Raw genomic sequence first — 24,007 nt, forward strand, 5'->3', positions numbered from 1 at the left:
CCCACGCTAACCGATCCGGCGGACGACGTCACAGGGACGCCTGGGTCTGCGTGGTCTTCGCGACGAGTTTGCCTGCGTCGTCACGGATTTCGGTTTCGACGACGATGAAGGATCGTCCCGCGTGCAGGGGAGTGGCGGTCGCTGTCGCGTGGCCGGATCTGATCGACCGGAGGAAGTTGGTCTTCGACTCGACCGTCGTCGTCGCTTGTTTACCCTCGGGGAGATTGAGGTAGGCGCAGACGGCTCCGGTGGAGTCGGCCAACGCCATCAAAGTCCCGCCGTGCAGCGCCCCGCCGATCGTGCACAGGCTCTCGTCCCACGCGAGTCGGCTGCGGACCCGTTCTGGCGTGACTTCGAGCGCCTCGACGCCGAGCTTCGCGGACAGGGGCATGGTGGAGTGGAACAGCGCGGTTCCGTCGGTGTCAGTCATGGCCTCGAGGATGCCGGGTGTCGGGGCCGGAAGCGATTACTTCCGAGGTAATGGTGAATTTGCCGGTTGCGCGCGGGTTTACAATTAGTCGGACTAACATTTCGACGTCGTGTGCGTCGACCACGATTGGAGCCCACATGAAGAAGCGAATCATCACCGGTCTCCTCGCGGTGGCCGCCGCAGGCGCCGTGGCAACGGCAGTTCCGACGACCGCATCGGCCGCACCCGTTGAGCCGCACCAGGTTTCGGCGTTCGGTTCAGTGTCGCTGTGCTTCGGAGTTCCGTTGGGGCCGGTCAGTGTGACGGTGTGCTTGTAGGGCATGGATCCTACCTGGATCCACCGACGGCACGCCCCATCCGCTGGTTCGTCGAGTGGCATTGGGCCGAGCGCAAATCGGCCGACCAGAGCGAGTGTGCTGCGGCGTGACTGGCGTTGGAGAACCTTGGGAGACCGCTCTACCTGCACAAACACTGGATCCGATGACGGGAATCGAACCCGCGTATTCAGCTTGGGAAGCTGATGTTCTGCCATTTGCCGAGTAATACCACCAGCCCTTAAGTTTGCGAGATCTCAGCATTCTCGCAGGTGAGAGCTAGCGTATCGCTACCGCCTGCGTACCTGCGGCCACCGCTGAACTAGTGACAGCTTGGCCCCCGGTGGCAGGGGTGGTGCCGGGGTAGGGCTGGGCCTACAGTGGCCGGTAGCCGGGCTGTGCCCGGTCAGCTCCCGTTCGATGCTCCCGGGTGCGTCTCCAATTCCACGTTTCTTGCGCACCTCGGAGCATTAATCGCCTTTCGCAACAGGCTGTGCCTGTTGCATCCCCCGCTCTCGGGTTGAACTCGCGAGCAGTCGGAATCCTCAGTGGTTGAAACCGCGCAGACAACCGGATTCTGCTTCTCTCGCAAAATCAATCTAAGGAGTACCAATGACTCTCACCGATCTTCACGACCTGTTGGCGTACGGCGCGGACAGCGCGCGCGGCTATTCCACCGAAGGCGACGTCCTCGTTTCCCAGACCGGCGACGGCGTCGACCTGAATCTCATCTGGGACGAAGTTGCCGCAGTCGTGGCTCAATGGAACAGCAAGCGTTCCGCGCTGGCCTCGCTCGTCAGCTACCCGACCGTCGTGCCCGGCGACGCCATCCCGCAAACCCTGGGCGGCGACAACTTCGAGGAAGCCAGCGAGTTCGGTGAGCCGAAAGGCATTGCGGCAGAACCAGATGCGCTGATCCTCGGCTACACCCTCAAAGACTTTGACCTCGCCAGCCGCATGACCTGGAAGTTCCTCCGCGCGGCCAGCGCCGAACAAGTGCGCAGCGCCATCAACCGCGCCTTGGAGGCCGACAATCGTCTCGTCACGGGCACGATCCTGCGTCGGCTGTTCGATCCCGCCGAGGGTGCGAATGAGAACATGACTCGCGTGTTCGGGCTGTGGAACGGTACCGACGGCCTGGTTCCGCCGAGCTACGCCGGTCAGAACTTCGCGGCCAGCACGTCGCACTACCTGGTTTCTGGCAATTCTGAACTGGACCCCGGCGACCTGGTCGACGCGATCAATGCGGTACGCAGCAAAGGATTTGGCGTAGACGCGCTATCGCGGCTGCTCGTGCTGTGCCACCCGGCCGAGGCCGAAGTCATCTCGACGTTCAAGGCTGGCGTGGAGACTAGCGGCGTCGAGTCGAAGTACGACTTCGTGCCCAGCGCCAGCGCACCCGCGTACATGACTACCGACAACATCGTCGGGCAGATCGCACCCGGCGAGTTCGGCGGCCTGGAAGTACTGGGCTCGTACGGACCGGCGTGGGTATGTCCCAGCGCATACGTGCCTCTCGGCTACGTCGCCGTCGTTGCGACCGGCGGACCGAACAGCCCCGCCAACGTGATCGGCTTCCGCCAGCACCCCAACCCCGACTATCAGGGGTTGCGTCAGATCGCGGGAACCGTAGCGCGGTATCCGTTGCAGGACAGCTTCTTTCAACGTTCGTTCGGTGTGGGCGTCCGCCGTCGCGGAGCTGCGTGTGTGGTGCAGGTGAAGGCCTCCGGCGCGTATACCGCTCCCACGTGGGCGTGGCGCTGATGTACGACAACGAGCATCAGCCTCGACCGACCGGCGAGAAGGCGCTCGGAGCCGGCGAATACTCCTGGGGACCGGGCCTCGTGCCATCGGGCTTGGAAGACGCACCGCCAAGCCGCGGCGGAATATACAGGGGCACAACGCCTCCCGTCGCCAACCCGTTAGGCCAGCTGGCCGACGAACTGGCTGACCGGCAGGGAGGCCGCCGATGAGTCGCACCTATAAACGCGACCCGCTGGGACGGTTTGCTGGCGCGGGTACGAAAGTCACCTCGGCCACCAAGCGCGCCTACGTGTCGGGCAGCTTCACCAAGAACCTCGCGGTCGGCAAGGGCGGAGCGTACAAGGGTGTGAAGGTCGGCGCCGAGTTCCGCACGCCCAAAGGTCGCGGCGCGGTGGCCAAGGGCATCGTCGGATATCGCGGCAAGCCCAACCGCAAACTCGACATCACCCCGTCGTTGGTCAAGTCGCAGAAGAAGCTGACCGTGACAGCGCGGCCCGCAAGCGTTGACGCGCGCAGCACCCCCCCAGGCACCAGCACGGCGTCGCTGATCCGATAGCGCACCGCTCAGCCCGCTCCAAAGACCTCGGGTTACCCCACTGCCCGAGAAGCCCGAACCCCGTTCACACCTCACTCCGTGAACGGGGTTCGCGCTGCTAACGGCTACGAACCAACCTTGTCAGGCTTGATTGGCTGGCTCTCCGATCCTGCGGCAGCCTGAACCGACGTTCGCGGGCTCAGGTAGTACGGATGCTGCAATTCTTGCTCGCTGACCACGATCGGTTTGTAGTCGCCCACCGTGATTTCATACGCCGATTCTCCGGCCTTCACTCCCTTTATGCTGAACGCCAGGTCGCACAGGTCGGAGGTGGTGTCCACGTGATCCAGTACGAGAGTGCTCTTGCCTAGCAGGCTTCCGTCGGCGCCTTTCAGCACAACCGGATCGCCGGGCTGCAAGGAAGCATCGTAGAACTTGCACAGGCCGCTCGCGTACGACTTGTCGGCCATTCCCGCGACGTGCATGTTGATATCGAAGGTGCCGGACTTCGCCTCCGCCGTAGTTGTCGCCTGGGCCTGCGTTGTGGTGGGTGCGCTTGTGTCGACGCTGTCGCTACACCCGGCCAGGGCGAAGGTTGTCGCTGCCACGACTGCGACGATGCTGCCGATTCGTTTGTTTGTCACATCTGTCTCCTATGTCTGGTTGGACTGACTCATTCAACACCACCAGCGGATACGACGTTTCAGCTCTGGACGATCGCAGTTGGGGCGTATGTGGTTGGTGGCAATGCCCGCCGACCGCAAGCCCGCCACGAACGCCACCCTGGCGGCATTCGGCGACCGCGTACGGCAGCAACGCGAATCTCTCGGCCTGACCCAAGAAGGCGCAGCTGAGGCGATCGGTGTTCACTGGACGTACCTCGGGCAGGTCGAGCGCGGACAACGGTCTGCCCGCGTTGAGAACATTCTGAAGATCGCGCACGGCCTGCGCACCACCCCCGGCGCTTTGCTCGACGATTTGGTCTGAACGGACGCGACGGTTACACGCGTAAGCGGGTTCCTGCACGCCCGCGATGATGGCGGCATGTAGCTCACGCGCTCCTCGTGCCAGAATGATCGAGTGACATCTGCAGAGCGCGAGATTCTCCGAGTACCCGACAGGTTTGAGGCGCTGGCCGCTGAGGACGCTGCGACCCTCCGAGGGGTGGTGACGCCAGTCGAAACTAGCCTCGGCGCCGTCGATCAACGATTCCTTGAAATTCGCTCTGCAGCGCGTGGCGGGCTGATGATCTTGAAAGGCGTGTCAGGTGCCGGGAAGTCGACATTCGCCAAGACTATAAACCTATTTCGAGAAGTTGATATCGCGTCAGTCGACAGTCAGCAAGAATTGCCAGCAGCGTTGCGCGAATTGCCCATGACTACCAACCCTCGGCTCGTCATCGTCGAAGGGCGCGAAGCGCTAGGTGAAGTGGCGCGCGAGTCCATAGAGAGCTACCTTCACGCTGCCAACAACTTCGTGCGGACCGAAGCCGGGCGGACCAGCCTCCTTGTCTGGCCTGTTAACACCGACAGCATGGTGGTACTTCTCGCAGACATAGCACGCAGCGTCGGCGCGAAGGCATTGCTCGGTTTCGACGATGAGTTTCATCTGTTTACAGGGCCACCCAAGTCCGATTTTGTCAAAATCGCAGATCAGACAATCGGTGCGCTCAATCAGGGTGCGTCCATCTACAACCTGGGGTTGAGCGTAGAACGTGCCGAAGAGTTAGTTGCCAGCAGCGAGACAATTGGCGAATTCCTGGGGCATGTGCGAGTTGAACTTCAAAAGAATTTGAAACTAGTGCGGGGTTTGATGCCCCAAGAATCACTGCGAGTTTGGACCATTGTTGTCTCCGATTCGAACGCCGAGGGCGCGGTGAATGCGGTTACGCGTGGTCGCGACGCCTATGCCGATATTGATCGCATGATGACATCAACCAATGCGAACATTGTTGCTGAACTCCAGAGGTTCCCGGACCGGTTGGGAATATTGGGTACGGTGCTGGACGCCCGAGTCGTGTACTTGGATGTCTTCGCTGCGCTAGCTGTAGCACGCACGTTCGCGGACGATAATCTTCGTCAGCTAATGGCAGACAAAGGGATGTCGACTAGCAAGGATTCCAAGGCCCTAGATCGAATTAGAGACTCGACTCTCGCAAAGCTGCTGCTAGGCTCTACGCTCGGTACCGGGCGTAGAGGGGCGAAGGCAAAAGGCAACACATTGTCGGCTTTCTCAAACCTGACGGCGATAGCTTCAGATAACGACACGCTAATAAACAATGCCATCGCAATCGCCCTGAAAGAAGCGGGAGTAATCGCGGATTTTGAAGCCGAGAAACTGTTCGGCAAGGATCGGAAATATTACAGCGATCTCATTGTTACGCTGCCTACTGGGGAATTGATTCGCCTTGAATTTATGTGGCGAAATTCGACAGGATCGGCTGATATATCGAACTATGTACTCAAGAAGCTTGAAATTTACGGAAAGTCGATCGGCCTATTCGATTAGCTCTTCAGTCGAATGACGTTCCCTCCGGTGGTCGGCGTGCCCATCGCAGCCAGGGCGTTCATTGCGTCGGCGTGGTCGTCCTCGAACAGGTGCGCGTACACCGTGAGCGTCGTGGTGACCTTGGCGTGGCCCATGAATCGCGCGATCTCCAACGGCGGAATGCCCGCTGCCACGCACAGGCTCGCGTATGTGTGCCGGAGGCTGTGGAATTTCAGCGCGGGCGGCAAGCCTACGAGCGTTGGCTGACGGTTGGCGCGCAGCACCGCAGGTCGGAACACCGCCTTGTAGAAGTTCTGATGCCTGACGGCCTGGGACCAGTCGAGTTCTATACGTTCCTCGGCCTCTGCGACGGTGAGCGCGGCCAACGCGTCGGCTTGGCGTGCTGGTGCAGATCCTACGGCCCTGTTCTTGACGCCCGTGGGCTTCTGCGCGATCAGCCGGAACGCTGGGAATAGGGGAGCGGTGGGTTCGTCGGCGCGCGGGTGCATTTTCAGGTAGTCGCGGAAAATCTGTGCCGTCGCCGGGGGACCGGTACGACTCGTCGGCTACCGCGCGTCTTGGGAGTGTCGTAAACGGGTTCGCCAGCCTGAATGCGAAGAGTCTGGTCAACTCGTAGCGCCGTCGGCTTGGGGCTGACTTGCCGCGCGGGCAGATGCACGTCGCCCACCTGTAGCCCGGCCAGCTCTGCGGCCCTCAGGCCGCTCCAAGCGGCTACGTGGATCAACACGTTGTACGGCCAGGGCGTGGCGTCCACCAACGCCGATACCTGTTCGGCGGTCAGAAACATGTCTGGGTCGTCGACGACGCCCGGCGTCCCACTCTCGGGGGTGCGCTCGGTCGGCAGTTTGACGTGATCGGCTGGATTGTCGCGCAGCAAGCCGTCTGCCACGGCTTGTTCCAAGATCATCTTCACGACGAAGTAGGCGTGCCGGACGGTTGAGGGCTTCTTACCCGCTGCGGTGAGCGCCTGCACCCATTCCGCGATCTGCTGACGGGTGATGCTGCCGACCGCCTTACAGCCGAACGTGGAGATGACAGACAGGTGCGCGGTGCTCTCGCCGCTGGTGTCCTTATGGGCTTTCACTTTGGGGCGCAACAGATTCTCGTACTCGACGCGGGTGCTGGCCTTCAGGTCGGTGCGACTGGCTAGCCAGGCTTCCGCCGCGTGTGCGAACAGCTTCTCCCGCGGCACCGCGACTCCGCCCGGCTGATGCTTCTCCGCGTTGAGCTGGTCCCGAAAGCGTTCTGCCGCTTCACGATCTACGAAGGACTTCTGGCGACTCTGGTACTTCTTCCGCCCCTCGGGGTTGGTTGGGTCCGCTGGAACAGGCAGCCCGCGTTCGTCGCGCACGGGTTCACGCCAGATCATCTCGTGGCGTTTGATCGCGCGGCCTTTACGCTTCTGCATCGTGTTGTAGGTGCGGATGTAAGCCATGTCTAGTTCGCTTTCTGTGCGATGCGTGCGAGGGCTCGACGCACGGTGGAGTAGTGCCAGGTGTCGCCGCCTGTGGCGGTGGGTACGCCTTCGCGGGTGAGTTGCGCGGCGATCGCCTTCGCGCCCAGACCTTGGTATGCGAGTACCTGGATGCGGCGCTGTGTGCTGGTGTTGATGAGACCGGGCTCGTTGCGCTTTCGCTTGGCGTCCAACGCTTCTCGGGTGCGGGTGCCGATCTTGCGGCGCTCTTCGGCTGCCACGGCCAGTCGTACGTCCGCGACGAGCCGCTGGCTTGGATCGCCGCTGTCGGCGCCTTCCGTGTCCATGAGTCGCCAGCCGTAGTCGTTGGCGCGCTTCATGATTTGGGCTGCGTCCAACTGATCGCGGGTGACCCGGTCCAGAGCGCGGACGAGCAATCCGTCGGCCACGCCGTGCTCGACAGCCGCGATTGCTACCTCGCGGCCGAACATGGCGTCGTTCTTGGCTCCGCTGATCACGTTGGTGGTCACGGTGAGCAGGTCGTGACCGTGCGCTCTGCACCATGTTCGAGCGAATCGCGTTGCGCCTCAAGGCCAAGGCCACTTTCGGCCCTGCCTGTCGGTGCTTACGCGCACATAACCGATTACGCGCATCACAGGCCTCCCGCGTATGGGCGCACGTCGACGACGTACATGCCGGGCAGGTAGTCCGGCGCGATGATCGACTGGGCGACGGCTTGGGCGTCTGCGTTGGTGCTGCCCGAGGGTACGAGCACGTCTATCGCCTCGTACTGCTCGCCGTCGGTGAAGGTCACCGTCCATACGTCGCGGCCGATCGGGACTCGTCCACCGTGGTACTGAGTCATGTCGTCTCCCTCGGGGTCTGAGGGGTGCAGCCCTGCCTGCACCCCTTGCACCCCACTGTACGCAACGTCAAGTTTCCTTGACGTGGCGAATCCTGTTGTCTCGCTTGTTATTTCGCGCTCAGTGGTTGAGATGCCCGGATGGGGCGTGTGGGTGCGCAACACGCCCGGTAACCCGCGTGCGGGGCGCGCAGCAGCGTCTATTTGGGTGCTGTGTGCGCCGTGGGCGGTTGCGCCTCCTGTAGCGTGGCTAAGGCGTCTTCGAGCGACTGCAGTCCACCCGTATTCGGTTGCGCGGGCAAGACTTCCACCGTCTCGGCGTCGATAACGTCTAGTTCTTCGGTGTCGGGCTGCACTGCGCGAGCGCTGGTGTGCTCGTACTCGTCGGCGTCGTCCACAACCTGGGCGGTCAGCTCCTCCTGGACCCACGACAGCGCCGGGTCTACGTCGTCGACTTCCCCTCGCGCTGAACGACTCTTGCTCCGCAGCCCACCGAGGATCTGCTCGAACAGCGGCGTCGTCACCGAGACTTCCACTTCAGACTTGCCGCTCACGTTCGCGCGATCCAGGGCGTCTTTCACTGCAGCCAGCTTCACGTTGGGCGGCAAGTCGGGATCGGTCGCCATACCCAGCAATTCGCGCGCCATGCGGTCGGCTGCGCCTTCAAGCCGAGCCTTGGCCTTGGCTCGCACAATCGGCGATTTTCCCCGTGCGCCGGGCAGACGTTGCCGCCCGCGATGGCGATCCGCGTGCAGGGTTCGCCGTTGGTCCGCCGTGCCGTACACACCCGGTTGGCAGTCAACCCCTGCTCCTCGGTCATGCCAAGGACCGGGAAGTCGTTGTTCATCTGCCTGCGTTGCTTGCGGTTCACTCCGTCGCCCCGGCAACCGGGAGAGCCATCCCCTGAATCCAGTCGAAAAGCGCCTGCGGGCTGGTCGCATTGACCCCTCCCACCTTCCAGACCTTCAATTCGCGGCGCTCGAATCCCCTTCGCATTCGGGTGAAGCTTATGGGCACACCGAAGGTGTCGTTGCAGAGCTGAGCCGCAGCCTCGCGGCCGATGATGACCGGGGTATTGCCTAGCTCGTCGCGATTGATCACGCGCTGCCGGAGGCGCTGATCATCTCGGCCAGTATTCGCGGGCCGGTTCCCAGGCAGGTTGGCGCTAACTCTTTGGCTCATGGCTTCCTCCAGAACTCTCGTCTGGGAAATGGCAGACCCATTCACATCTCGTCCCAGACACGTACATGTCCAGCTGAGGTGCGAAGCTCCGCCTCTACACGACGCCTACCACGAGGAGTCCGCCGCCGTGCTACCCGGCAACGCAGCCACCAGTATGCACACCAACGGCCCATTGCGCAACACCACGGGGCACTAAAGCTGTTCTGCTGCAGTCCTTTTGGTCAACATTCGTATTACATTCGCATAGCCAAGCGTCGCAATTCGCCACCTATCGCGGGTGATGCTGGCGCGACGGTTTCGGATCGGCACGGTCGTCGTCCACTCGGTGACTGTTACGTGCTGCGCGCCGTGCCGGGGTAGTGCCGGGGTGAAAGTACGCCTGATTGGCGGTTGAAGCGCACCAGAGGGGCGCTACCTGCGCCAACACTGGAGCCGATGACGGGAATCGAACCCGCGTATTCAGCTTGGGAAGCTGATGTTCTGCCATTGAACTACATCGGCGTGCGAGGTGACTCGCAGAGCACAGCGTAGCAAACGCGGTGCGGGGTGCTGAACTCAGGCCGTCGTCGTGCACGACGTCGGCGGGCGCGCGCCGTGGAGCATGGTGGCGAGCCACTCGTAGCCGGCCATGTCGTCGCCGATGTCGTGGTTACGACCGTCAAGCTTGCGGTAGGTCACGACCGTGCCCAGCTGGCAGGCTTGGCTGACGGCCGTGGTGGTCGACGACGCCGCGACGACGGGATCGGCGGTGCCCTGCGTGACGTACAGCGGGACGCTGCTTCGACGCTGTGGCAGCGAGTACGACTGCAGGACGTCGGTGAGCGCCGTTTGCGCGTCCGCTGAGTCTGGGATCACGTCGCCGGAACTTATTGCGTCCATGGCCTTTTGGCGGTTGGCATCGTCAGCGGCGTTGCACGACACCAGCAATGCGAGATTGTTCCTGGCCGACCCGCGGATGAAGTCCCAGCGGTTGAGGCTCGGATCAGACACCGACAGTCCGGTGATCAGCATCGGCATCAGCCACTCCTCGTGCGAAGTGTAACTGCCGTCCGATACCCGCCCGAGTCGTCGCAGGTTCACCGCGGGCGCCTGCGCCGACGCCGCGACCAGCTGCAGCTCGGAAGCGTACGCGGGTGCGAATTCGGCTGCGGCCCAAGCGGCTTGGCCACCCTGCGAATGTCCGGCGGCCGCCCAACGGGTGCTGATGCGGCCGGGATACACCGCTCGCATCGCGCGCACCGCGTCGGCGAGGTTGTACGCCGCCGACCGTGGCTCCAAGTACGGGTGACGCGGGTTGTCGGCGGAGGCGTCGGTGCCGTCGGCGGCGATTCCCAGGCCCTGGTAGTCGATCAGCGCGACCGCGAAACCGTCCTTGAGAAGCATTGCGACAGGCGCGATCTGGCTCAGTGTCGCCGGATCGCGAGAGGGGCCGCAGTCCGGTGACAGTCCGGTGGTTCCATGGCCGATGGCGATCGTCGGCCAGCCGCCCGCCGGCGGAGTTCCGCTCGGAACGAAGAATGCTCCGGAGACCTTGGTCGGGGCCCCTGTCGCGCCGTCGGTCGAGCCGTAGACGGCGAGCTTGCCGCGGCCGAGGGAACCGGCGACGGTGTCGACGACGCGCGTCGGCCGGCCGGCCGCTTCCTGTGCCGCGGGCTGTTGGGGCGTGGTCAGCGGCGCGGCCAGCAGCTCGGTGGGTGGCGGCGCGTCGGGGGAGCATGAGGTGAGCGCTGAGCACGCGAGCGCAGCGGCCACGACAGCGGTGAGTAGCCCGGTCAAAGCCGGTCGACGATGGTGCACCCACCTAGGATAGCGATCAGTGCATTATGCACTAGTGATCAAGAAAGTAATCAAGGCTATTGCCTGTCAACTTACTGATAGCGAATACTTCGCACGATGAACTACGGTCCGCCCTTGTGGTTTTCGCGCCTCTACAGTCTTCCGCTGCTGCTCTTGGTGCGATTGGCGGGCATCGGCGACCTGGTCGAGCGCGAGTCGCGACGCTGGGTGCAATGCATGGGCGACAAGACCCTGCTCGACGCGTCGCCGAGGGACCGCTTCGCGGTGCTCGCCACTCGACTGCCGGAGTTCCGAAGTCTCATCCACTACCGGGCGCGCAACGTCTCCTTCTTCCTCCGCGTGCCCATGCGAATGCTGTTTCCCGGCGAAGCGACGCTCAAGTTCGGTTCGGAGAATATCGGCGTCGGACTGTTCGTGCAGCACGGGTTCGCGACTGGAATCGACGCCGTGCGCATCGGCGAAGACTGCTGGATCAACCAGCAGGTCACCATCGGCAACACCACCAAGGGCAAGCCGACGATCGGTGATCGCGTGATCATCTGTGCGGGAGCAATGGTGCTGGGGCCGATCACGATCGGCGACGACGCGATCATCGGGGCAAATGCGACTGTCGTCACCGACGTGCCGCCGGGAGCGGTTTTCGTCAGCCCCGCCGCGGTTGAGCTGCGACGATCCGCCCACGACTGACGGGACCACACGCCGGCAGCGATGCCCGTACTAAACAGGGACCTAACCGTCACCATTCGGTGACGTGTTGAGCGCGCTCACGGGCCGCGTCGTTGCCTATCTTCAATCACTGAGATTTGATCGATAGTTCTCAGTGAAGGATTTCAATGTCGGTGTGTGTGCGCGGTGCGCGGTTGTTTCCTGTTGTCGTCGTCGCGGTAATCGCGCTGTGCGCCAGCGTGATCGGTGTCGTCTTTCTCAATCCGGCGACGGCCCGGGCAGCCACTCTCCAGGCAGATCAGCTTACGGCGACGGGCACCGTCTATCCCTTCAACGACTCGACGGCGACCGGCGGCAAAGCGCTCACGCTGGCGGCGACCGGCAGTGCCGTCAGCTATACCGAAACCACGCCGGCGTTGTCCGGCTTGAGTATTCGAGCACGCGGCGTCAACTGCACCGGCTGGCCGGTGATACAGGTGCTCGTCGACTCGACGGTTCGGACGACGATCACCGTCTCGTCGCGAACCTGGACCGACTACACCGCGAATGTGGCGATCCCGGCGGGAACGCACACCATGATGGTGCGCTTCAGCAACGACTTCTCGTGGTTGCTGTGCGATCGCAACGTGGACATCAACACCATCACCGACATCCCAAGCGCCGCAACGACAACCACCCCGACGACCACGTCCACGACGACGCCGCCCGCAACGACGACACCGACGACAACACCCACCACGACACCCGCCACCACCACCCCGACGACAACACCTCCGACCACCACCACCACGACCACGGCGACGACGACCACGACCACGCCCACAACGTCTGGCTGCCCGACGAACTCGTACCAGGCGCGCTATTTCAACAACACGACGGCGTCCGGGCAGCCGGTGTATCAGGCATGCGGCTGGTCGGTGGGCGGCAACTTCGGCTCCGGCTCCCCTGCGACCGGCGTCAACGCGGCGGGGTATTCGATCGAATACGTTGGCTCCCTTGAATTCCCAATCACGGGCCCGTATACGTTCGCGGCCGATACCGGCGACATGGGTGTCGCGGTGTGGCTCGACGGTGCCGGCGTGATGGATCATTCGGGCGCCGACAACTGGGGCCGCTACGAGCAGGTCCGGACGGTGCAGGCGGGCACCCACACCGTGCGTGTCGTCGTATCGAATACGTCTGGGACGGCGATCGAGAACTTCTCCGTCTCACAGGCCACCCAGGGCACCAAGACCTCTGACGGCCGCTACTTCGCGGCGAACTCGTTCTGGAACACTCCGATCCCGGCGTCGTCGACGGTCGATTCACGTAGCACGACGTGGATCAACGCGCTGCTGACCAACTCGGCGATCACCCAGATCTCGCTGAACCAGAACGCGTGGAGCACACCGATTTATCGGGCGCCGGCGGGAACCCCCACGCAAGCGATCCGAATCACCAACTCCAACAAGACGGTCTCGGTGCCGTACCTGTCGTCGTATGCGCCGAGTCCCGACGCCGATTCGCACCTCGTCGTGATCGATCAGGCCACCGGTTGCCTCTACGAGTTCCAGAGTTTCTCGGCGAACTCGCGCACCGCGATCGCTCATGCGAGCTATCACGCCTACACCGGTTCGGGCGGGCACGCCAGTGGCCCCGCGCATGCGGGTGGCGAGTTCTCCTACGTCGCGGGCATGATCACGCCCACCGACGTCGCCTCCGGAGTCATCTCCCACGCCCTGCGCATCGCCATCCCGCAGACCAGCGGGCTGTTCGCGTACCCGGGTACCCGCTCGGACGGCACCAATTCGGCGGGCATGCCGCAGGGCACCCGGATCCGGCTCAGCCCGTCGCTGAACCTCGACGCCCTGGGACTGACGCCGTTCCAGAAGATGGTCGCCGTGGCTATGCGCGACTACGGCGCATACGTCGCCGACACGTCGTCGGCGTTCTCGATCTATGCCGAGAGCACCATCGACGGCAGCACCTACAGTCAGACGCTCGGCAACCTGCCGAAGTCACTGATCGGACAGCTGCAGGCGCTCGACTCGCAGATCAGCTCGACCAGTGTGCAACTCGACTCGGCGTCGGACACCACCTGTGCACAGCAGGGCTGACGTCAGACGAGCCACCAGATGAGAAGACCGATCGCCACCCAGAACAACAGTGCCAGAACAATCGCGACGTAGAGGCCCCGGAAGAAGGTGCCACGCGTCTCACCAGCCACTTTCGGCTTGGTGAGGCGGGTTCGGTCGTGTGTTCGGATGATCGCTCCTGACGACGTGGTCTTCTCAGTATGAGGTATGCGTCACACTGAATCTAGACGAGTCTGTGAAACCGTCATGTTTGAGGGAAGACGGTAGCAGGCGTCCGCGACGGCTCATCGGCGTGCACGGGTCGCCGTGACGTGCGTGCACGGTCCTAACGTGCGCGGGGGCGTCTGCGGCGTCCGATACGCTGTCGGGCGTGCTGCTCTCTGACCGCGACATCCGCGCCGAGATCGCCGCGGGCGCGCTGGCGATCGACCCCTACGACGCCGCTCTGGTGCAACCGTCGAGCGTCGACGTTCGCCTCGACGGACTGTTTCGAGTGTTCAACAACACGCGCTACACGCATATCGATCCGGCGCAGCGCCAGGACGAGCTGACGTCCCTGGTCGAACCGGCCGACGGTGAACCGTTCGTCCTGCATCCGGGCGAGTTCGTCTTGGGTTCGACGCTGGAGGTGTGCACGCTTCCCGACGATCTGGCCGGTCGACTGGAGGGCAAATCTTCACTCGGGCGCCTGGGGCTGCTGACGCATTCGACGGCGGGCTTCATCGACCCGGGCTTCTCAGGTCACATCACCCTCGAGTTGTCGAATGTGGCGAATCTGCCCATCACGCTGTGGCCGGGAATGAAGATCGGCCAGCTGTGCCTGATCCGCCTGTCCTCACCGGCCGAACATCCGTATGGCAGCGACGCTGTCGGATCGAAGTATCAAGGGCAACGCGGACCGACGCCGTCGAAGGCCTATCTGAACTTCACGCAACCGGATTCCGCGCAGAGTTAACGGCGGTCGACGGGGACGCCAACGGCAACCTTGTGCGCCAACAGCATTCACTTCGACGCCATGTCCGGGCCGCTGCGATGACAAGCTGACCGCGTAGTCAGTTGGTTATGAAGGTGACAGTGATCGGATGCGGATATCTCGGTGCCACTCACGCGGCCTGCATGGCCGAGTTGGGGCACGATGTCCTCGGTGTCGACACCGAGGACGCCAAGATCGCGAGCCTCTCCCGCGGCGAGGTGCCGTTCTTCGAGCCGGGGCTCTCAGATGTGTTGCGCCGCAACATCGATGCCGGACGATTGCGGTTCACCACCGACTACGACGAGGCCGCGGCTCATGCGTCGGTGCACTTTCTGGGCGTCGGAACGCCACAACAGCAACGTTCGCACGGAGCCGACCTCAGCCAGGTGTTCGGAGCAGTCGAGTCGCTGGTGACGCGGTTGCACGGGGAACATCTCATCGTCGGTAAGTCGACGGTGCCGGTGGGTACCGCGGCCGAACTGAGTCGTCGGATCGCGGTACTGACCGCGGGTGATGAGGCGACGAGTATCGAGTTGGCGTGGAATCCGGAATTCCTCCGCGAGGGTTTCGCCGTGGAAGACACCCTCGCGCCCGACCGGATCGTGCTCGGCGTCGACCCGGCCCGGACCGACTCCAAAGCCGAGGGCGTGCTCGGCGAGCTGTATCGGGAGATCTTCGAAGCCGGGGTGCCCTTCGTTCGAACCGATTGGCCCACAGCCGAATTGGTGAAGGTATCGGCCAATGCGTTCCTCGCGACCAAGATCTCGTTCATCAATGCGGTCAGCGAGCTGTGTGAGGTCGTCGGCGGCGACATCTCCACGCTGGCCGATGCCATCGGCTACGACGCCCGCATCGGACGGCGATTCCTCAACGCGGGCTTGGGTTTCGGCGGCGGTTGCCTGCCCAAAGACATCCGTGCCTTCGTCGCCCGCGCCGAGGAGCTGGGTGTCGGCGACAGTCTGGCCTTCCTGCGCGAGGTGGACGCGGTCAACATGCGACGCCGGACCGCGATGGTGGAACTCATCGAGAATGCTTGCGGTGGAAGCGTTCTGGGTGCCAACGTGGCAGTTCTGGGTGCGGCGTTCAAGCCGGAGAGCGACGATGTCCGGGATTCGCCCGCACTCAACGTCGCAGGCCAGTTGGCGCTGCGGGGGGCGCGCGTCACGGTGTTCGATCCCAAGGCGATGGGCAATGCCGGCAAGCTGTATCCGACCCTGCGGTTCGCCGAATCGGCGGCCGCCGCGGCCGCATCCGCCGACGTCGTGGTGGTCGCCACCGAATGGGCCGAGTTCGTGCACATGGCACCCGAAGAACTCGCCTCGACCGTCGCACGACGAGTTATCATCGATGGCCGGCGTTGCTTGAACCCGGAGACGTGGCGGGCAGCGGGGTGGCGATATCTGGCCATCGGCAGCCGCTCGGAGCCGGTTCTGACCGATAGGCAGGCCGGTTTGTTAAGGAAAACAAGCAGTTCGAGATCGACAGGCATGTTAGTTTAAGGCATGGCCCCAGTGCTCCCACCGAACTCGACGCCGCGCGCGCGGCGTGGAGTTCTCGGTGCGGACACCGCCGTCGCCGACGACGTCGCACTGATGACCTACCTGGTCAGCGCCGGTCGCGTGGCCAAGCCGGAGAACGAGCAGTGGCACGATGAACTCCTGCGACTCGTCGCGCAGGCGCGACGCAATCTGGCGCGTTCGGAAGGGACATTCGTCATGGGACACACCCATGTGCGACTGTTCCGTGTCACGCGCGACGATGTGATCTCGGCCGCCGGGAGCGGCTCTCGGCATCGCACCGGCGTCGTCGAGCCCGACGACCCGCCGACGGTGCCGTTCGCCGTGTCGGCGCACCACGTACTGGCCTCCCATCCGGAGTTCACGCCGCGCAGCTCGATCCCTCGCGGCCGGATGCCCACGCCCGCGGATCTGGAGCCGTTGCCGAGCGAGATCCGCCAGCCGATCCCGAAAGTCAAGACCATTCCGACCACACCGTCGCGGGTGGTCTTGGCGGCGGCGTCGGCGTTGCTGGTGGCCGCCGTCGGCACCGTGCTCATCGCGGCCTGGACGCCCGAGTCGGAGCCGGTGACGCAGAACGTCGCGGCAACCCACAGCCAGGTGCCCGCGCTGGCCATCCCCACCACCGAGGTCACCGCGAAGGCGCAGGACGTTTCGATGGCCCGACGTCCGGCGGCGTCGTATGTCGCGCCCCCGCCGAAGATCACCCCGAAGGCGACCGTGCCCGACACGAGTACACGGCGCAAGACGTCGGCACCCAAACGCCAGCATCGACGCACCCTCCCGAATCCGATTCCGGGACTCCCGCCGATCAGACTGCCCTAAGAGGCGCTGATCAGTGCAGACGGTCGACCGCCCCCACCGTTGGTTGAGCCGGGCCGGAGCGTTAGCGAAGGCCCGTGTCGAAACCACGCAAGCCCACGCTGCCAACGCACCAAACACCTAGCGGCAGTTGGTAACTCGTCTCACCGTGGTTTCGACTCGGGCGCGTCTCGCTTCGCTCGTCGGGCCCGGCTCAACCGGCGGGGGCTGGTGCGGTGGTTTCGACTCGGGCGCGTCTCGCTTCGCTCGTCGGGCCCGGCTCAACCGGCGGGGGAGGCGCGGTGGTTTCGACTCGGGCGCGTCTCGCTTCGCTCGTCGGGCCCGGCTCAACCGGCGGAGGAGGCGCGTCTCGCTGCGCTCGTCGGGCCCGGCTCAACCGGCGGGGGAGGCGCGGTGGTTTCGACTCGGGCGTGGCTCAGTCCGACGTCGCGCTCTCGTTGCGGCTGGCTTCGAGGTATTGACTGAGCTGGCGGGCCATGTCCCGATCGAGCGCGCGGTTGAGCATGTTGTGCGACGACACCATCCCGGCTTGCCTCAGTTCGCTGAGAATCTCTGTGGCCCACTGTGATTCGCTCTCGGTCTCGGGGAGCCAGCCGTCCGTGTACTGGTCGGTGATGGCGCGTCGGCCCGACGAGATCAGTGTCGCGGCGATGTCGCTCATCTGCGCGTCCACGCGACCGTGTACTTCGATGATGCCGCTGAGGGCGATGCCGAGTTTCACCAGTCGCGAGTACGCGAAGATGGTGTCGGCGTCGTTGACCCGGTAGGCCGGCGGCGAGGCGTTGGGGATGGGGTCGAGCAGTCCGAAATCGACGAGCCGCTGCATCTGCGCGGGGTTGCCGGTGTTGAGCAGTTCTTTGAGGTCGGCCGCGCTCATCGTGGTCGACGTCGACGACGACCACGGCTCGGTGACCACTTCGTTGAGGCCGAGAACGTCGGCGAGATCGTCGCCGCGCTGCATGCCGAGCAGGAAGTCGCTGATGTGGCGGATCGTGAACCCTCGCTTGAGCAGGTTGTTGATCACCTTGAGTCGCGACAGGTGGGCATCGGTGTAGATGGCGATGCGCCCACGCTTCATCGGGCGCTGCAGTAGGCCACGGTCCTGATATCCGCGTACGTTGCGCGTGGTGGTGCCCGCGGCACGTGCCAGGTCGTCGATGCGGTACTCGGTCATGACAGCCATCTTCTCAGGTCGGCGACAGACGATGCGGGCCGAAGGCGCTACCCGACTCGTGTGGCGGGCGCCAACCCCCGCGCGACTAATGCGATGACGCCCTCGTAGTTCGTTTCGGCGTCGAGCATCTCCGGGAGTCCGCCGCTGAGCTCGAGCGACATCGCGCCGTGGACGCAGGACCAGACCTCCAGGGCGATGCCGTGCGGATCACCGTCGCGGATCACCCCGCCGAGCTGGCCGTAACGGATCACCTCGGCCAGGACGAGGAAGGATTCGTGAGCGATCTGCGCGTCGGGCTGGCAGTCCTTGGCGAACATCAGCGCGTACAGCGTCGGATTGGCCAGCGCGAATCGGCGATACCCGCGGCCGCAGGCGGCGAGGCGTCGTGCGGGATCGTCGTCGGAGGCTGCGATGGTCGCCGCGAATTCGCGAAATCCGTCGGTGACGACGGCGTTGAGCAGGCCCTCCTTGCCGTCGAAGTGGTTGTAGACGCCCATCGGCGCAACCCCCGCGGCCGACGCGACGGCCCGTACGGTCAGCCCCGCCTGTCCGTTCTCTTCGAGGATTCGACGCCCGGCGGCGATCAGTGACGACCGGATCTGGGCGGCTGGTGTGCGGGGCGCGCCGCCGCGCGTGGCTTGACGTTCGTCGGACATGTGCCTCACGTTACAGAACGTTGTTCTACGAATTTCCTTGACAGAGCATATAGTACGGCGTTCTACTGTTGTAGAACAATGTTCTGTAACTGACTGGATGGAAGTCGTCTGATGAAGAACAAATGGATCGCCCTCGTGGCGCTGTGCTTTGCCGAATTACTGGTCATGGTCGACAACACGATCGTGAACGTCGCGCTGCCGACCGTGGCGCGCGACCTCGACGCCGGGATCTCCGGGCTGCAATGGATCGTCGACGCCTACACGCTGGTGTTCGCCGGGCTCCTGCTGACCGGCGGCTACCTCGGTGACCGCTTCGGTCACCGACGGATGCTGGCCACCGGCATCGTCGGATTCGTCGCGGTGTCGGTCGCGGCGGCGTCGTCGAACACCCTCGGAGAGCTGATCGCCAGCCGCGCCGGTCTGGGAATGTTTGCGGCACTGGTCTTCCCGGCCACGCTCGCGCTCATCGTGGCGGCGTTCACCGAGGCCAAGGACCGTGCCGTCGCGGTCGGCGTCTGGGCTGCGACGTCGGGTATGGCGGTGGCGATCGGGCCGGTACTCGGTGGATGGCTGCTCGACCACTACTCGTGGTCGTCGGTGTTCTGGATCAACGTGCCGTTCGGCGCGGTGGCGCTGGCCGGCGCTCTGCTGGTGATCCCGGCCCCGACCGAGCAGCGAATCACGTTGCCGCGCTTCGACATCGTCGGTGTCGTACTGTCCATCGCCGGACTCGGCCTGCTCACCTACTCGGTGATCGAAGGGCCGTCGGTGGGTTGGTCGTCGTGGCGCACGATCGGCGGACTCGTTGTGGCACTGGGCATTGTGGCCGCCTTCGTGTCGCACCAACTGCGCGTCGAGCACCCGATCTTCGACGTCCGGCTGTTCACCAATCGCCGCTTCGCGGGTGCCGCGGGCATGATCGCGGTCGCCTTCTTCGCACTGTTCGGGTTCATCTTCCTGATCACCCAGTTCTTCCAGGCCGTGATGGGCTATTCACCGCTGCAGGCGGGTGTCCGGACACTGCCCTTCGCGCTCGTGGTGGCCGCGCTGTCCCCGGCGGCGATGGCGCTGTCCCATCGGTTCGGTCCGCGGGTCGTCGCGGTGACCGGTGCCCTGCTGATGGCGTCGGGCTTCAGCGTCGTCGAGCTGACCGATCGGGATTCGACATATTTCGGTCTCATCATCTGGTCGATGATGCTGATGGCCGCCGGGTTGGCGATGATCTCCGGCCCCTGCACCCAGGTCATCATGGATGCCCTCACCCCGGAACAGGCGGGAGCGGGATCGGCGATCAACGACACCACCCGAGAGATCGGCGGAACGCTCGGCGTCGCCGTGCTGGGATCGGTGTTGACGTCGGTGTATGCGGCGAATGTGGGTGTGCGACTGCAGGACCTGGGTGTTCCGCAGCCAGCCCGGGAGATCGCCGAGCAGTCGGTGATGGCGGGAGTCCAGGTGGCGATGCGTGCGCCGCAACAAGCCGCCGAGGCGGTTCACGCCGCGGTCGCCGACGTCTTCATCGACGGCCTGCAACAGGCGACCTGGGTGGCGGTCGTAATCTCGGTCTGTTCGGCCGTTGCCGGCGGTTGGGCGATGCGCAGGCGCGCGTCGCACGACGACGATCGACTCGAGTCCGGCGAGACCGTCGCAGCGGAGGTCAATCAGACTGCGACAGCTGAGCTTTCACCTCTGGCTTGAGCACCTTCCCGACCTTGGAACGCGGTAGATCGGGCCACACGTGCACCACCTTGGGCGTCTTCACACTGCCGATTCGTTCCTTGACGAAAGCGGTCACGGCGCTCGGGTCCACCGTGTGGCCCGCTCGCGGCTGTACGACGGCCTCGACGCGTTCGCCCCACTTGTCGTCGGGACGGCCGATCACCGCGCAGTCCTGGATGTCGGGATGGGCGAGCAAAGCCTGTTCCACCTCGACGGAATACACGTTGAACCCGCCGGTGATGATCATGTCCTTCGCCCGATCGACGATGAACAGGAAGCCGTCGTCGTCGAGGAATCCGATGTCGCCGGTGTGGTGCCACCCGAACTCCGACGCCTCGGCGGTCGCCGTCGGGTTGAGGTAGTAGCCGGGCGTCACCAACGACGACCGCACGACGATCTCGCCCCGTTCGCCACGCGGCAGGTGATTGCCCTGCCCGTCCATGATGGCCAGGGTGACCAACGGCGACGGTCGTCCCGCCGACGAGAGCCGTTGTGCGGCAACGGAACCGTCGGGTAGGAAATGATCGGCGGGGGCCATCGTCGACACCATCATCGGCGCCTCGGTCTGTCCGAACAACTGTGCCATCACCGGGCCGATGCGGGTCAGCGCCTCCTCCAGCCGGACCGGTGACATCGGCGCGGCGCCATACCAGAAGCATTGCAGCGCAGAGCGATCCGTCTCGTCGAGCGCCGGATGGGCCAGCACCATGTAGAGCAGCGTCGGCGGCAGGAAGGTGTGCGTGACGCCGTGTCGCTCGAGGTGTGTCAGGAAGTCCCCGACGTCGGGTCTGCGCATGATGACGATCTCGCCGCCCAGGCACATGATCGGAAAGCACAGCACACCGGCGGCATGGGTGAGTGGGGCCAGAGCCAGATAGACCGGACGCCCGTCGAACGGATAGCTCATCAGGGTGATCGCCGACATCGTCTCCAGATTGACGCCGGTGAGCATCACGCCCTTCGGCTTGCCGGTTGTGCCGCCGGTCCCGGCGATCATCGCCAGATCGTCGACGGCGCGGGCGTCGAGCGTCGAATCTGCGCCGGAGGCAAGGAAGTCCGGCCAACTCAGCGCGCCGTCGTCGACGTCGTCGAGGCACACCCACGTGTGCACCTTGCTCAACGCCGGGCGGATCTTGGCAACCAGCGGGGCGAACGACGATTGATAGATCAGTACCGCACAGTCGAATTGGTCGAGCAGCTGCTGATTCTCACCCGCCTCGTTGCGTGGATTGATCGGGCACCACACCGCGCCCGCGCGACTGATGCCGAATACGCAGGTGAACGACGTCGGGTCGTTGGATGACAGGATTCCGACCTTGTCGCCGGGGCTGACTCCTTGTGCGGCAAGGGCATTCGCGATCCGGTAGGACGCCGCGACGACATCGGCGTAGGACACCGACTCGCCGTCGGTCGTGAGGCAGGGCGCCTCGCCGTCGAGCGAGGCGCCCTTGTCGAGGAAGTCGACGATCCGCATGGGTCCGTCAGTTCTCGATCGTCACGATCGGTGCCTGGACAAGTCCGAACGCGCGGAGCACGCCGAGCAGTTCGCGATGACCGAAAGCCTGGCAGCCCGACGCCAAACCTGTTGCGTTGGGCTCCTTTTGGAGCAGCGAGTACGCACCGAACGCCTGCAGCAGGCCGGTTTGCTTGTAGTTGCAGTTGCCGTAGATGACCGTGTGAGCCCGGCCGAGCGGACCGGAGGCGTGTACCGAATCGACCGAGCGGTTGATGCGGGTGTACTCGCGCGGCGGCATCTCGTTCATCACCTGGGCCGCGGTCGCCTGCAATGCCGCCAGCCGCTCGTCGGGGGCCATGTCCTTGGTGGCCTCCAGGGCGCCCGCCACGATCTGCGGCACGCCCAGCATCAGCGCCTTGTTGAACACTCCGCCGAGGGCTTTCACGTTGGCGACGCGCGGGTCCTTGCGGAACCACACCGGGTGCGACGTCCCGCCCCACGGCAGGGCGAGTGCGAGCTCGTGCTGGCCCGGGATGGCGAGGTTGTAGAGGCCGGCCTCCGGATCCCATTCGGAGTACTGATTCTGCTCGAGGTAGTAGGCCTTGGACATGGCGGCATTGACGAGGATGGTCTGCGTGGACGCGATGGTCGGGCTGCCGCCCCAGAACACCGCGATGTCCAGAGTGTCCAAACCCGGTGTCTCCAAGCAGATTTGGGCGGCGATCTCACCGGTGGTGTACATCTGGGCGAGGCCGGGGGACAGCACGAGACCCTTCGCGGCGTAGTCGGCGGCGTATTGTTCGTCGAGCGTGATGAGCCAGTCCTGCTCGCCGGTGGTGTCGAGATAGTGGGCGCCGGCGGCCAGCGCCGCCTGCACGACCTCGTGGCCGTAGGTGGCGAACGGTCCGACGGTGTTGCAGACGACCGACGCGCCGGTGAACAGTTCGGTCAGTGCCTCGACCGTGTTCTCGGTGGCGACGATCTCGTAGTCGGCGGTCTCGATTCCGGGGACGTTGGACTTCATTGCGGCTTCGAGCTTTTCGCGACTGCGCCCGGCGGCGACGAACGGAACGTTGTACTCGCGCAGGTATTCGCAGATGAGACGCCCGGTGTAGCCGGAGGCACCGTAGACGACGACAGGTTTGGTGGTCATGAGTTCAGGCCTTTCGGAGGAGGTAGGAGTCGGTGCGGGGGAGAGTCACATGCCCATGCCGCCGTCGACCGGCAGGCCGATGCCGGTGATGAACTTCGCGGCGTCGGAGGCGAGGAAGACCACTGCGTCGGCCATGTCGTCGACCTGGCCGAGACGACCCCCGGGGGTGAGTTCGATGACCGCCCCCACCGCAGCCTCGGGCGACTCGAAGAGGCCCAGTTCGGCGACGTCGCTGGCCAGTCCGGCGCCCATCGCCGTGGGGACCAGGCCGGGGTAGATGCAGTTCACCCGGACGCCGTAGCCGAGTTTGCCCGACTCCATCGCGGCGACTCGGGTCAGACGGTCTACGGCGGACTTCGTCGCCGAATACACCGCGATGCCGGGGAAGGCGATGGTCGCGGCCACCGAGGCGATGTTGATGATCGAACCGCCTTGCCCGGCCGCTCCGTCGGGGCGCATGGCGCGCAGTCCGTTCTTGATGCCCAGTGTGGTGCCGAGGATGTTGACGTCGAGCATCTTGCGGATATCGGCCGCCTCCACCTCGGTCAGCAGGCTGGTGATCTCGATGCCCGCATTGTTGACCAGGATGTCCAGGCCGCCGAGTTGGGCGACGGTGGCCTCGATCGCCGACGCCCAGTTCGCGTCGTCGGTGACGTCGAGCTTGGTGAAGCCGTGGGCGTCGCCGAGGGAGGCGGCGACGTCGGCGCCGCTGTCGGAGATGTCGGCGATCATCACCGACGCTCCGGCGTCGGCGAGTGCCCGCGCCATCCCTTCGCCGAGGCCCTGCGCACCTCCGGTGACGAGGGCTTTTCTACCGGTCAGATCGATCGAGGTCATGGATGGCTCCTTTGCCTTCGCTGAGGTGAGGTGAGCGGTGAATGTGAGGCGCATCACGTGCGCTCACTCAGCATCGACCCGGTCTTGACAGTTGTCAAGTATTTCCTTGACACTCGTCAAGGAAAGCTTCGATCACGGGTTTGCCGGCGACAT

25 protein-coding genes, 1 tRNA gene and 1 pseudogene are annotated in these 24,007 nt (G+C 64.4%); 11 read left to right on the top strand and 16 right to left on the bottom strand.

The window, feature by feature from the left end:
- Nucleotides 1–28: 28 nt before the first annotated feature.
- Entirely contained in the window at nucleotides 29–430 is a 402-nt protein-coding gene (locus HH308_RS15025) for a PaaI family thioesterase (RefSeq protein WP_170195023.1), read from the bottom strand.
- Between the two features lie 137 nt (nucleotides 431–567).
- Here HH308_RS15025 and HH308_RS15030 point away from each other — a divergent pair, with 137 nt between their 5' ends.
- From HH308_RS15030 to HH308_RS15040, 3 genes are all read left to right on the top strand, one after another.
- Nucleotides 568–747, top strand: coding sequence for a hypothetical protein (locus tag HH308_RS15030; RefSeq protein ID WP_170195024.1), 180 nt, complete (start codon nucleotides 568–570; stop codon nucleotides 745–747).
- Nucleotides 748–1,356: 609 nt separating this feature from the next.
- Nucleotides 1,357–2,508, top strand: coding sequence for a hypothetical protein (locus tag HH308_RS15035; protein WP_170195025.1), 1,152 nt, complete (start codon nucleotides 1,357–1,359; stop codon nucleotides 2,506–2,508).
- 205 nt (nucleotides 2,509–2,713) lie between these two features.
- The gene (locus HH308_RS15040) at nucleotides 2,714–3,064 is read left to right on the top strand and encodes a hypothetical protein (RefSeq protein ID WP_170195026.1); all 351 of its coding nucleotides are present in this window, start codon (nucleotides 2,714–2,716) and stop codon (nucleotides 3,062–3,064) included.
- Nucleotides 3,065–3,168: 104 nt separating this feature from the next.
- Here the strand turns inward: HH308_RS15040 and HH308_RS15045 are convergent, their stop codons facing one another.
- On the bottom strand, nucleotides 3,169–3,687 hold the full coding sequence (locus HH308_RS15045) for a hypothetical protein (RefSeq protein ID WP_170195027.1): 519 nt from the start codon (nucleotides 3,685–3,687) through the stop codon (nucleotides 3,169–3,171).
- A 103-nt stretch (nucleotides 3,688–3,790) separates the two neighbouring features.
- On the opposite strand from HH308_RS15045, the gene HH308_RS15050 reads away from it, so the two are divergent.
- Entirely contained in the window at nucleotides 3,791–4,030 is a 240-nt protein-coding gene (locus HH308_RS15050) for a helix-turn-helix domain-containing protein (protein WP_170195028.1), read from the top strand.
- A gap of 93 nt (nucleotides 4,031–4,123) precedes the next feature.
- Nucleotides 4,124–5,551, top strand: a complete 1,428-nt coding sequence (locus tag HH308_RS15055) for a hypothetical protein (RefSeq protein WP_170195029.1) — start codon at nucleotides 4,124–4,126, stop codon at nucleotides 5,549–5,551.
- On the opposite strand, the gene HH308_RS15060 is transcribed toward HH308_RS15055, so the two are convergent.
- From HH308_RS15060 to HH308_RS15095, 9 genes and pseudogenes are all read right to left on the bottom strand, one after another.
- Nucleotides 5,548–5,916 (bottom strand): tyrosine-type recombinase/integrase, encoded by a 369-nt coding sequence (locus HH308_RS15060; RefSeq protein WP_170195030.1) that lies wholly within the window; start codon nucleotides 5,914–5,916, stop codon nucleotides 5,548–5,550. The two genes, HH308_RS15055 and HH308_RS15060, sit on opposite strands and share 4 nt — an antisense overlap.
- Before the next feature lie 125 nt (nucleotides 5,917–6,041).
- Entirely contained in the window at nucleotides 6,042–6,986 is a 945-nt protein-coding gene (locus HH308_RS15065) for a tyrosine-type recombinase/integrase (RefSeq protein WP_170195031.1), read from the bottom strand.
- Nucleotides 6,987–6,988: 2 nt separating this feature from the next.
- A complete protein-coding gene (locus tag HH308_RS30195) occupies nucleotides 6,989–7,198 on the bottom strand; it encodes a recombinase family protein (RefSeq protein WP_281362977.1) in 210 nt (69 codons plus the stop codon).
- A pseudogene (locus tag HH308_RS30200) lies at nucleotides 7,187–7,522 on the bottom strand (recombinase family protein); the annotation flags it as partial. The pseudogene HH308_RS30200 and the gene HH308_RS30195, both read right to left, overlap by 12 nt.
- Nucleotides 7,523–7,617: 95 nt before the next feature.
- The gene (locus tag HH308_RS15075; protein WP_170195032.1) at nucleotides 7,618–7,830 is read right to left on the bottom strand and encodes a hypothetical protein; all 213 of its coding nucleotides are present in this window, start codon (nucleotides 7,828–7,830) and stop codon (nucleotides 7,618–7,620) included.
- Between the two features lie 197 nt (nucleotides 7,831–8,027).
- A complete protein-coding gene (locus tag HH308_RS15080) occupies nucleotides 8,028–8,474 on the bottom strand; it encodes a hypothetical protein (RefSeq protein ID WP_170195033.1) in 447 nt (148 codons plus the stop codon).
- 220 nt (nucleotides 8,475–8,694) lie between these two features.
- On the bottom strand, nucleotides 8,695–8,928 hold the full coding sequence (locus HH308_RS15085; protein WP_170195034.1) for a hypothetical protein: 234 nt from the start codon (nucleotides 8,926–8,928) through the stop codon (nucleotides 8,695–8,697).
- A gap of 508 nt (nucleotides 8,929–9,436) precedes the next feature.
- A tRNA-Gly gene (locus HH308_RS15090) sits at nucleotides 9,437–9,510 on the bottom strand.
- 54 nt (nucleotides 9,511–9,564) lie between these two features.
- Nucleotides 9,565–10,806, bottom strand: a complete 1,242-nt coding sequence (locus HH308_RS15095; protein ID WP_312870606.1) for a lipase family protein — start codon at nucleotides 10,804–10,806, stop codon at nucleotides 9,565–9,567.
- A gap of 96 nt (nucleotides 10,807–10,902) precedes the next feature.
- On the opposite strand from HH308_RS15095, the gene HH308_RS15100 reads away from it, so the two are divergent.
- From HH308_RS15100 to HH308_RS15120, 5 genes are all read left to right on the top strand, one after another.
- Nucleotides 10,903–11,493, top strand: a complete 591-nt coding sequence (locus HH308_RS15100; protein ID WP_170195035.1) for a serine O-acetyltransferase — start codon at nucleotides 10,903–10,905, stop codon at nucleotides 11,491–11,493.
- A 146-nt stretch (nucleotides 11,494–11,639) separates the two neighbouring features.
- Nucleotides 11,640–13,568 (top strand): carbohydrate-binding domain-containing protein, encoded by a 1,929-nt coding sequence (locus tag HH308_RS15105; protein ID WP_170195036.1) that lies wholly within the window; start codon nucleotides 11,640–11,642, stop codon nucleotides 13,566–13,568.
- A gap of 349 nt (nucleotides 13,569–13,917) precedes the next feature.
- Nucleotides 13,918–14,502, top strand: a complete 585-nt coding sequence (gene dcd, locus HH308_RS15110) for a dCTP deaminase (RefSeq protein WP_170195037.1) — start codon at nucleotides 13,918–13,920, stop codon at nucleotides 14,500–14,502.
- 107 nt (nucleotides 14,503–14,609) lie between these two features.
- Nucleotides 14,610–16,019 (top strand): UDP-glucose dehydrogenase family protein, encoded by a 1,410-nt coding sequence (locus HH308_RS15115; protein ID WP_170195038.1) that lies wholly within the window; start codon nucleotides 14,610–14,612, stop codon nucleotides 16,017–16,019.
- Between the two features lie 3 nt (nucleotides 16,020–16,022).
- A complete protein-coding gene (locus tag HH308_RS15120; RefSeq protein WP_170195039.1) occupies nucleotides 16,023–16,862 on the top strand; it encodes a hypothetical protein in 840 nt (279 codons plus the stop codon).
- 412 nt (nucleotides 16,863–17,274) lie between these two features.
- Here the strand turns inward: HH308_RS15120 and HH308_RS15125 are convergent, their stop codons facing one another.
- Entirely contained in the window at nucleotides 17,275–18,033 is a 759-nt protein-coding gene (locus tag HH308_RS15125) for a MerR family transcriptional regulator (protein ID WP_170195040.1), read from the bottom strand.
- 47 nt (nucleotides 18,034–18,080) lie between these two features.
- Nucleotides 18,081–18,689 (bottom strand): TetR/AcrR family transcriptional regulator, encoded by a 609-nt coding sequence (locus tag HH308_RS15130; protein ID WP_170195041.1) that lies wholly within the window; start codon nucleotides 18,687–18,689, stop codon nucleotides 18,081–18,083.
- Between the two features lie 111 nt (nucleotides 18,690–18,800).
- Here HH308_RS15130 and HH308_RS15135 point away from each other — a divergent pair, with 111 nt between their 5' ends.
- A complete protein-coding gene (locus tag HH308_RS15135; protein WP_170195042.1) occupies nucleotides 18,801–20,387 on the top strand; it encodes a DHA2 family efflux MFS transporter permease subunit in 1,587 nt (528 codons plus the stop codon).
- On the opposite strand, the gene HH308_RS15140 is transcribed toward HH308_RS15135, so the two are convergent.
- From HH308_RS15140 to HH308_RS15150, 3 genes are read right to left on the bottom strand one after another with little or no spacing between them, the layout of a single operon-like run.
- Nucleotides 20,347–21,882 carry an acyl-CoA synthetase gene (locus HH308_RS15140; protein WP_170195043.1) on the bottom strand — a complete coding sequence of 512 codons (1,536 nt, stop codon included), beginning with the start codon at nucleotides 21,880–21,882 and terminating at the stop codon, nucleotides 20,347–20,349. The genes HH308_RS15135 and HH308_RS15140 overlap by 41 nt on opposite strands.
- A gap of 7 nt (nucleotides 21,883–21,889) precedes the next feature.
- Complete coding sequence (locus tag HH308_RS15145) at nucleotides 21,890–23,017, bottom strand: DUF5938 domain-containing protein (RefSeq protein ID WP_170195044.1); 1,128 nt, start codon at nucleotides 23,015–23,017, stop codon at nucleotides 21,890–21,892.
- Between the two features lie 45 nt (nucleotides 23,018–23,062).
- On the bottom strand, nucleotides 23,063–23,854 hold the full coding sequence (locus HH308_RS15150; protein WP_170195045.1) for an SDR family NAD(P)-dependent oxidoreductase: 792 nt from the start codon (nucleotides 23,852–23,854) through the stop codon (nucleotides 23,063–23,065).
- Nucleotides 23,855–24,007 lie beyond the last annotated feature (153 nt).

The sequence above is a fragment of the Gordonia asplenii genome (genome assembly GCF_012933505.1).
In the GTDB taxonomy this organism is placed as follows: Bacteria; Actinomycetota; Actinomycetes; order Mycobacteriales; family Mycobacteriaceae; genus Gordonia; species Gordonia asplenii.